At 77.2% G+C, this 8936-nt stretch carries 8 protein-coding genes; 2 read left to right on the top strand and 6 right to left on the bottom strand.

The window, feature by feature from the left end; translation table 11 throughout:
- Positions 1-141: 141 nt before the first annotated feature.
- Positions 142-624, bottom strand: coding sequence for a hemerythrin domain-containing protein (locus E9549_RS21620; RefSeq protein WP_236828654.1), 483 nt, complete (start codon positions 622-624; stop codon positions 142-144).
- Positions 621-1559, bottom strand: a complete 939-nt coding sequence (locus E9549_RS21615; RefSeq protein ID WP_236828653.1) for a Rieske 2Fe-2S domain-containing protein — start codon at positions 1557-1559, stop codon at positions 621-623. The genes E9549_RS21620 and E9549_RS21615 overlap by 4 nt, the downstream gene beginning before the upstream one ends.
- A 101-nt stretch (positions 1560-1660) precedes the next feature.
- Here E9549_RS21615 and E9549_RS21610 point away from each other — a divergent pair, with 101 nt between their 5' ends.
- Positions 1661-2560: an SMP-30/gluconolactonase/LRE family protein gene (locus E9549_RS21610; protein WP_236828652.1), complete on the top strand. Its 900-nt coding sequence runs from the start codon at positions 1661-1663 to the stop codon at positions 2558-2560.
- Between the two features lie 70 nt (positions 2561-2630).
- Here E9549_RS21610 and E9549_RS21605 read toward each other — a convergent pair whose 3' ends face one another.
- From E9549_RS21605 to E9549_RS21595, 3 genes are all read right to left on the bottom strand, one after another.
- Positions 2631-3731 carry a ScyD/ScyE family protein gene (locus E9549_RS21605; protein WP_236828651.1) on the bottom strand — a complete coding sequence of 367 codons (1101 nt, stop codon included), beginning with the start codon at positions 3729-3731 and terminating at the stop codon, positions 2631-2633.
- 272 nt (positions 3732-4003) lie between these two features.
- On the bottom strand, positions 4004-4429 hold the full coding sequence (locus E9549_RS21600) for a GGDEF domain-containing protein (RefSeq protein WP_308191123.1): 426 nt from the start codon (positions 4427-4429) through the stop codon (positions 4004-4006).
- A gap of 56 nt (positions 4430-4485) precedes the next feature.
- On the bottom strand, positions 4486-4947 hold the full coding sequence (locus E9549_RS21595; RefSeq protein WP_236828650.1) for an NUDIX domain-containing protein: 462 nt from the start codon (positions 4945-4947) through the stop codon (positions 4486-4488).
- A 62-nt stretch (positions 4948-5009) separates the two neighbouring features.
- Between E9549_RS21595 and E9549_RS21590 the strand changes: the two genes are divergently transcribed.
- On the top strand, positions 5010-8258 hold the full coding sequence (locus tag E9549_RS21590; protein ID WP_236828649.1) for a BTAD domain-containing putative transcriptional regulator: 3249 nt from the start codon (positions 5010-5012) through the stop codon (positions 8256-8258).
- 1 nt (position 8259) lies between these two features.
- Here E9549_RS21590 and E9549_RS21585 read toward each other — a convergent pair.
- The coding region (locus E9549_RS21585) for a hemerythrin domain-containing protein (protein ID WP_236828648.1) at positions 8260-8936 on the bottom strand (677 nt) is incomplete at its 5' end.

Below are 8936 nucleotides of genomic sequence, written 5' to 3'. Positions count from 1 at the left end.
GATCAAACGCTGCCTCAAGCGCTACATCGCCCGCGAGCTCTACCGACGCCTCGAAACCCCACCCTCAGCCCTTGACGCGTCATAGGAGCGTCCGGCTCGGTTCCCCGGCCGTGCGCGCACGGCCGGGGAACCGCCCCGCGGCTACACGTGGCGCAGCGTCGCCCGCTTCAGCCGCACGATCAGCCGCATCCCGCCGGATTCCTCGAGCTCCCGCTTCCGGGCCCGCAGCTGCTCGCCGAGCTGCTCGAGGCGCTCCTCCCCCAGGGCGTGCGACTGGGGGAACATCCGCTGCTCCTCCTCCATCGTGTGGTGGCGCACCGTCTTCTCCAGCATCCGCACCTCGGTGGTGAACTCCGGGTCGGAGACGTCCATGCGCATCACGGTGGCGACCTGGTCGTCGATCTGCCGGTGCTCGGCGTGCGCCAGGGCCAGCAGCGGCGAGACCTCGGGCACCGCCGGGTAGAACAGCTCGTCCTCGATCTGCGCGTGCACCTCGATCTCGCGCAGGAACCGGTCGCGCAGCTCCTCCCGCCGGCCGGTCTCGGCGTCGGGGGTCTCCGCGAGCTCGCGGAGCAGCCCGCGCAGCACGTCGTGGTGCGCGATCAGGACCTCGTCGGCCTTCACCGGGACGCCTCCTCCACCGTCGTGACCGCCGTCGGGGTGCGCCAGCGGGCCCGCCGCCGCACCTCCACCGCGCCGTCGCGGACGCGGGTGTCGTAGCAGGGCAGCGGCGCGGTCGCCGGCCCCTGCGCCGGCTCGCCGGTGCCGACGTCGAACCTCGACCCGTGCCACGGGCAGACCAGCTCGTCGCGGTGCAGCCACCCCTCGGCCATCGGGCCGCCCAGGTGCGGGCAGCGCCCGGCGAGCGCCCGCACCTCCTCGTCGGTGCGCACCAGCACCACCGGGACGCCGTCGGCCGCGACCTCGACCGGCTCGCGGTCGGGCAGGTCGGCCAGGCGCGCGACCGGGGTGAACACCCGCGGCGCGCGACCGGCCGCGGAGTGGTCGACGCCGAGCCGGTGGCGGTAGGAGAGCACCCCGCCCAGGTACCCGCTGGCGAGCACGAGGGCGTACCCGGCGGCCGCCGTCGCCCGCGCCCGCGCGGCGCGCCCGCGGCCCCGGTCGGCGAACGACCAGGCGTAGAGCGCGAGCGCGGTGCTGTTGAGGGCGCCGTGCACCATCCCGACCCGGCGGGCCTCGTCGTGGGCGTGCTGCCAGTCGGTCATCCCGGTCGCGGCCGCGCCGACCGCCCCGGCGATCCCCAGCCCGACCACCGCGCGCGCCGCCTGGCCGGCCCCGGGCCCGCCGCGTCCGGTCGCGTCCAGGCCGTCGAGCAGGGCCGCCGCGCCCCACGAGCCGATCGGCACCGTGACCAGGAACGGGTGCAGGGGGTGGCCGAACCAGACGCCGTGGAGCAGGTCCTGCAGCGGGCGGGCGTACCGGCCGGCCAGCAGGAAGGTCAGCGAGATGCCGTGCTCGACCTGGTAGCCGGGCGCGTCCAGCACCTCCAGCGCCTCCACGCGCCGGACCGCTCGCTCGAGGAGGCCCCGGACGCTCACCGGTGCGCGTCTTCCGTCGCCATGGAGCCACCGTGCCCAGGTCGGCCGAGGGGAAAACGGGAGGTGGTCGGCGGGGCCGGGAGGTCGTAGCGTCCCGCGGCATGGCTGATCGAGCGTTCCGGACGGTGCTGGAGGGCGGCTCCTTCTTCGAGGGTCCGCGGTGGCGCGACGGGCAGTGGTGGGTGTCGGACTTCTACCGGCGCACGGTGAGCCGGGTGGCCCCGGGCGGCCCGGAGACCGTCGTCCTCGAGGTGGAGAACCAGCCCTCGGGGCTGGGCTGGCTGCCCGACGGCTCGCTGCTGGTCGTGTCGATGAAGGACCAGCGGCTGCTGCGGGTCACCGACGGCGAGGTGACCACCCACGCCGACCTCTCCGCCGTCTGCGGCGGGCCGCTCAACGACATGGTGGTCGACGCCGCCGGCCGGGCCTACGTCGGCGACTTCGGCTTCGACCTGATGGGCGGTGGCGCGCCCGCCCCCGCCGCGCTCAAGCGGGTCGATCCCGACGGCACGGTCAGCGTGGCCGCCGAGGGGCTGCGCTTCCCCAACGGCTCGGTGATCACCCCCGACGGCGGCACCCTCATCGTCGGCGAGACCTGGGGCAACCGCTTCTCGGCCTTCGACGTCGCCGCCGACGGCTCGCTGGGCCCGCGGCGCACGTGGGCGCAGTTCGGCCCGGTGCCCGGGGGCGGGTCGGTCGAGGAGCTGATCGGCCAGGTCGCCGTCGCCCCGGACGGCTGCACCCTGGACGCCGAGGGGCACGTGTGGGTCGCCGACGGCCTGGGCTCCCGCGTGCTGCGGGTCGCGCCGGGCGGGCAGGTGGTCGACGAGATCGCCGCGCCGGACGGGCTGGGCGTCTACGCCTGCGCGCTCGGTGGCGACGACGGCCGCACGCTGCTGCTGTGCTGCGCCCCCGACTTCTACGAGCACACCCGGTCCGCGGCGCGCGAGGCGGTGCTGCTGGCCACCGAGGTCGCCGTTCCGCACGCCGGGCTGCCCTGACCCGCCCGCGGACGACCGCGAGGGCGGCCGGGGAACTCCCCCGGCCGCCCTCGACGGCCCTACCGGTGGATCAGGGCGCCGGGGTGAACGCCCCCGGGCCGACCTTCTGGATCTCCCCGGCCGAGGGCATCCCCAGGAAGCCGGCGATGCTCCACGCCGAGGCGTAGAGGTCACCACCCTCGAACTCCAGGCCGGTCGGCATGGTGACCTGCGCGGTGTGCCGGGAGCCGTCCCGGTCGATCCGGGTCAGCTCGCCGACCGTCGACGGGTCGAAGTCCGCCGGCGGCTCGCCCTCGCCCATCGGCATGCCCTCGAGCACGTTGGACACGAAGACGGTGCCCTTCCGGTCGACGGCCACCCCGGTGACGCTGGTCAGGCCCTCGATCGCGCCCACCTGGTTGCCGTGCTGGTCGAGCACGTAGACCCTGCCGGCCCCGGGCACCTCGGCGCCCAGCGTGCCGACGTAGATCTTCCCGTCCGGCCCCTCGGTGATCTCCGTGGGCACCGGGTCGCAGCCGGTCGTGCCCGGGTTGTTCGGCGCGTCCACGCACCCCTCGACGTCGTCCACCACCGGCGGGACGAAGAAGGTGCTGATCTCACCCGACTTGCGGTCGATGGAGAGGACGGCGTTCGCGCCCGCGTCGGAGACGAGGATCCGGTGCGGCTGGGCCAGGACCGAGAACGGGTTGGACAGCGCGTCGACGGGCTCGCCGTCGACCAGCTGGACCTGGTCGTCGGGGTTGTTGTCGAGCTCGTACTGCAGCAGGTCCCAGGTCCGCAGGATCTGCCCGCCCGGCGTCGCCTCCACCAGCTGCTGGCTGGGCAGGCCCTCGCCGGCCTCCGGCGGACCTGCGAACTCGCCGATCGCGACGTAGACCAGGCCGCGCACGTAGTCCACGCCCTGGGCGTTGCCCAGGCCGGACAGGATGGTCCCGGACCGCCCCCCGCGCGGGTCGATCCACGTCACCTCCCCCGTGTCGGACTCGGCGACGATCAGCCGGCGCCCCTTGTACTCGCTCAGCTGCCGTGGCCCGTCGAGCCCACCGACGACGGTGGTGACGTCCCCGCCCGGGGCGTGCCCCTTGCCGTCGTCGGCACCGGCCGCCGTCGGTGACACGACGACCAGCGCCATGGCCGCGGCTGCACCCGCCGCCGCCTTGAAGTACCGCATCCTTCGTTCTCCCTCGATCGACACCCCCGTGGACGCGGGCAACCTGCCAGGAAGTTGGGTGCCGAAGGCAAGCACTTCGTCTCGCCGCGATCACGACCGTGCGCGCCGTCACGCAGTGCGATCTGCCGGAGTTGCTGCGTGACCCGGTTCGGGAACCGATCGGTACGGTTCTCTGACCTGCGCATTCGTCAGCCGCGCGGCCGGACGCCGGAGGGGCGGGCGGCCGGACCGGGGAGGATCTCCACCCGCCCGCGGTCGAGCAGCTTGGCGTCCTAGAGCGCACGGTCGGCGCCGCGCATCAGCTGGGAGGCGCCGTCGCCGGACGCGTGCTGGGTGACCCCGCAGGAGAGCGTGACGTCGGGGTGCCGGGCGCAGATGCGGCGGACGACGGCGAGCGCGTCGGCGCCGCCCACCCCCGGGAGGAGGAGCGAGAACTCGTCGCCGCCGTGCCGGGCCAGCACCGCCCCGGCCGGCAGCTCGGCCCGCCAGACGTCGGCGACCCGGCGCAGCACCCGGTCGCCGGCCTGGTGGCCGTACGTGTCGTTCACCTGCTTGACGTGGTCGACGTCGAGCAGCGCGGCCGACAGCGGCTCGCGGGTGCGGGCCGCCTCCGACAGCAGCTCGTCGAGGGCCTCGTCGAAGCCGCGGCGGTTGCGCAGCCCGGTCAGCGGGTCGCGGCTGGCGCCCGAGGCGCAGATGACCAGCCGGCGGACGACGACGCCGGAGCCGTAGGAGATGGCGAGCGTCTGCGCCGTCAGCCGGCGAGGTGGGCGACCAGCCGGTCGAGGAAGGGCAGCTGCGCCCTGACCAGCTTCTGCCGCGCGGTGGCGAGGTCGAACCAGGCGGCCCGGTCGATCTCCGGGAACTCCTGCACCCGGCCCGACCGCGGCGGCCACTCCAGCGGGAAGGTGCCGCTGGTGATCGCATCCGCGTCGAGGTCCCCCTCGGCCGCCCAGACGGCGAGCAGCTTGCGGCCCCGGACCTCGCCGAGCGGGTGCAGCTCCGCGGCGGGCACCGGCAGGCCGAGCTCCTCGGCGAACTCCCGGCGCGCGGCGGCCTCCCCCTCCTCGCCCGGGTCGTGCTCACCCTTGGGGATCGACCAGGCGCCCTCGTCCTTCCGCGCCCAGAACGGCCCGCCCATGTGCCCGAGCAGCACCTCGACGCCGGCCGCCCCGCGGCGGAACAGCAGGATCCCGGAGCTGCGGACGGGCGGCACGCGCCCAGCCTGGCAGGAACCGTGGGACGCCGGGCCGCCGGATCGGCTAGGTTCCCCCCGCCATGGCCTCGCCGCATCCCGACGCGCCCCCCGTCGAGCTGTCGTTCCTGGGCCCGCTGCGGGCGGCGGTGGCCGGCGCGCCGGCGGTGCTGGGCGGGCCGCGGCAGCGCTCGGTGCTCGCCCGGCTGGCGGTGGCCGGCGGCGACGTCGTCTCCACCGACCGGATCGTCGACGACCTGTGGGACGGCGAGCCGCCGCCCAAGGCGCTGGCCTCGCTGCAGGTGCACGTCTCGCACCTGCGCCGGGCGCTCGAGCCGGGCCGCCGCACCCGCAGCGAGGCCACCGTGCTGGTCAGCCGCGCCCCCGGCTACGCGCTGCACCTGCCGCGGGAGGCGGTCGACGCCTGGCGCTTCGCCGACCTGGTCGCGCGGGCGCAGGGCGAGGCCGGCGCCGCCGCCCGCCGCGAGCTGCTGGAGCGGGCACTGGCCTGCTGGCGCGGGCCGGCCTACGCCGAGGTCGCCGACACCGCGTGGGCGGCGCCGGAGGTGGCCCGCCTCGACGAGCTGCGGCTGACCGCGCTGGAGGCCCGCGCCGAGGCCGACCTCGACCTCGGTCGCGCGGGCGCCGTCGTCCCGGAGCTCGACCGGCTGGTGCGCGAGCACCCCGGCCGCGAGCGCGCCGTGCGGCTGCTCGCGCTGGCCCTGTACCGCGGCGGCCGGCAGGGGGACGCGCTGGCTGTGCTGCGCCGGGCCCGCGAGCACCTCGCCGACGAGCTCGGCGTCGACCCCGGCCGCGAGCTGCGGGAGCTGGAGGCGGCGGTCCTCGCGCAGGACCCCGCGCTCGACGCGCCGGCCGCGGTCGTGCCCGCCGTCCCGGTCGCGCCCCCGGCACCGGAACCCGCTCCCCCGTCGATCGGCCGCACCGCCGAGCTGCGCCGGCTGCTCGCCGCGGCCGGCGAGGCCCGCTCCGGCGCACGCGTGGTGTGGATCGGCGGCGAGGCCGGCGCGGGCAAGACCACCCTGGTCGAGGCGGCGACCGGCGAGCTGCGCCGCCGCGGCTGGCGGACCGCGTGGGGCCGCTGCCCCGAGGTGGAGGGCGCGCCCCCGGCCTGGCCGTGGAGCGAGGTGCTGCGCGAGCTCGACGACGCCGCGCTGCCCGAGGACGGCAACCCGTTCCGGCTCGCCCGGTCGGTGGCCGACCAGCTGGCGGCCGCGGCCGGCGGGGCACCGCTGCTGGTCGTGCTGGACGACGTGCACCGCGCCGACGACCTCACCCTGCAGCTGCTGCGCCAGGTGGTCGGCGGGCTCGCCGGACGTCCGGTGCTGGTGCTGGCCACGTACCGCACGACCGAGGACGGCGAGGCGCTCGCCGCGACCCGGGCGGCGCTGGCGACCGCGACCGCGGCGCACCTGGCGCTGGGCGGGCTCGACGCGGCCGGGGTCGCCGTCCTCGCCCGCGCCAACGGGCTGGAGCAGCCGGACGGGGACGTCGTCGCGCTGCTGCGCGAGCGCACCGGCGGCAACCCGCTGTTCGTCCGCGAGCTCACCCGGCTGATCGTCTCCGAGGGCGCGGCCGCGGCGCGGGCCGGCGTGCCGGTCGGTGTGCGGGAGGTGCTGCGCCGGCGGGTGGAGCGGCTGCCCGGCCCGGCGGTGACCGCGCTGCGCCAGGCGGCGGTGCTCGGCCGCGAGACCGACGTCGACCTGCTGGCCGCGGTCACCGGGCACGACCCCGACGAGCTGCTCGACGCGCTGGAGACCGCCGTCCTCGCCGGGCTGCTGGTGGAGCCGGCGCCGGGGCAGGTGCGGTTCAGCCACGCGCTCGTGCGCGACACCCTCTACGAGGACCTGCCCCTCATGCGCCGCGCCCGCGTGCACGCCACCGCGCTCGCCGCCCTCGAGGCGCGCGGCGCCGACGCCACGACGCTGGCCCACCACGCCGTCGCCGCGGCCGGGCCCACGACAGCGGCCGACGCCGTCCCGTACGTGGTGGCCGCCGCGCGGGAGGCCGAGCAGCTCGGCGCGCACGCCGACGCCGCCCGCCAGTGGGCGACCGCGCTGCGGGTGCACGAGCTGGTGGGAGCGCGGGTGGGCGGCGACGAGGCGCTGCTGGCGCTGCTGCTGCCCTCGATCCCGGCGCACGCGCGGGCCGGCAACGCCGTCGTCGCCCGGGAGCAGCAGCGGCTGGCGGTGCGGGCCGCCGCCCGGCTGGGCCGCCGCGACCTGCACGTGGCCGCGCTGGCCGCCTGGGACGCGCCGCTGGTGTGGACCGTCCGCGACGACGGCGCCCAGGACCCCGAGCTGCTGGACCCGCTGCTGGCGCTGCTGGAGACCCCCGCCGGCGGAGACCTGCCCGACGACGTGCGCGCCCGGCTCTGGGTCGCCCTGTTCCGCGAGGTCGAGGGGGTCGACGACGTCCGGGCCGAGCGGGCGAGCGCGGAGGCGCTGACCCTGGCCCGCCGGGTGCCGGGCGAGCCGCGGCTGCTGTGCCTGGCGCTGAACGCGCGGGCGTACGCGGCGCTGGGGCCCGACCTCGCCGACCGGCGGGAGGAGCTGGCCGAGGAGCTGCTCGCCGTCGCGACCGCGGCCGGCGCCCCCGACCACCAGGCGGTCGCGCACTGGCTGCTGTTCCTCGCCGCGTCGGCGCGCACGGACCTCGCGCTCGCCCGGCGGCACGGCGACCGCGCGGTGGCGCTGTCGGGCAGCGGCCAGCTCGGGCACGTGCTCGGCGCGCTGGGCGTGCACACCGGCGCGCTGCTGGTGCTGGCCGGCCGGGTGGACGAGGGCCGGGCCCGCTACGAGGAGATCGCGACCCGGCTGGCCGAGACGGGGCAGACCAACGGCGGGCTCATGGCGCTGATCGGCCGGTTCGTCGCCGGCTTCGCCCGCGGGGACCTCAGCTCCTCGGTGGCGGACATGGAGTGGCTGGACACCGCGATGCCCGGAGCGCTGAGCGACGCCGTCGTCCTCACCTTCCTCGACGCCGGGCGCGGGGCCGACGCGCGGGCGGTGTGGGCGCGGCGCCGGCCGATCGCCCGCGACTACTACTGGCTGACGACGACGACGCTGCGCGCGCACGCCGCGGTCCGGCTCGGCGACGTCGGGGCGGCCGTGGCCGCGCGCGAGGAGCTGCTGCCGTGGGCCGGCCGGGTCGCCGGGCTGGACTCGGGCACGCTGGTGCTCGGCCCGGTGGACGACGCGCTGGCCGAGGTCGCGGGGCTCTTGGGCGACGTGGATGCCGCCGCGGCGCACCGCGCGGCGGCGGCCGAGGTGCGGCGGCGGCTCGCGGCCGAGCTCGCCGCCGTCGGCCTCTGACTCAGTTCCCGAACACGCGGCGCTCCCGGCGGCGGAACGGGGGCACGAGCAGCGCCAGCATCAGCCGGACGGCGAGCCCGCCCTCGGCGACCAGGGTGGCGCGCTCCTCCGGCGTGACGACGTCGACGACCCGCGGCACCTCGAAGGAGAGCTTCGCCCGCTTGCGGATGCCGGCCTCGACGGCGGCCCAGTCGCCGACCGAGACGTGCTCCTCGATGGCCGGCAGCACGGCGGCCTCCTCGTCGGCGATGTGCTCCTCGAGGGTGTCGCGCAGCTCGGCGAGGTCGACGGCGAGCGCGGTCGCGGTGTCCTCGTCGGCCGGGCGGGCGGCGACGGCGGCGGCGCCGGCGCGGATGCGGTCGAGCAGCGGGTCGAGCGCGGCGTGGTCGTCGCTGAGCTCACCGAGGTCGACCGACGGGCCGGCGGAGGCGGCCAGCACCGGCCACAGGACGTCGTCCTCCGCCGAGTGGTGGTGGTGCACGGAGTCGCAGAAGTCGCCGACGTAGCCGGCGATGCTGCGCGCCCGCTCCGCGTCGACGGCGGCGCGGCCGGCGGCGACCTGCTGGAGCAGGTCGGTCAGGCGGCGGACGTCGCGCAGCATCGCGCGGTGGGCCAGGCGCATGCCGAGGGTGTCGGGGCGGGGGTCGCCCTCGGCATGCGCCTGGCCCACCGCGCGAT

This window comes from Blastococcus sp. MG754426 (genome assembly GCF_021699055.1).
Classification (GTDB): domain Bacteria; phylum Actinomycetota; class Actinomycetes; order Mycobacteriales; family Geodermatophilaceae; genus Blastococcus.
The sequence above is the reverse complement of the archived record's forward strand: the minus strand, read 5'-3'. Positions and strand labels throughout refer to the sequence as shown.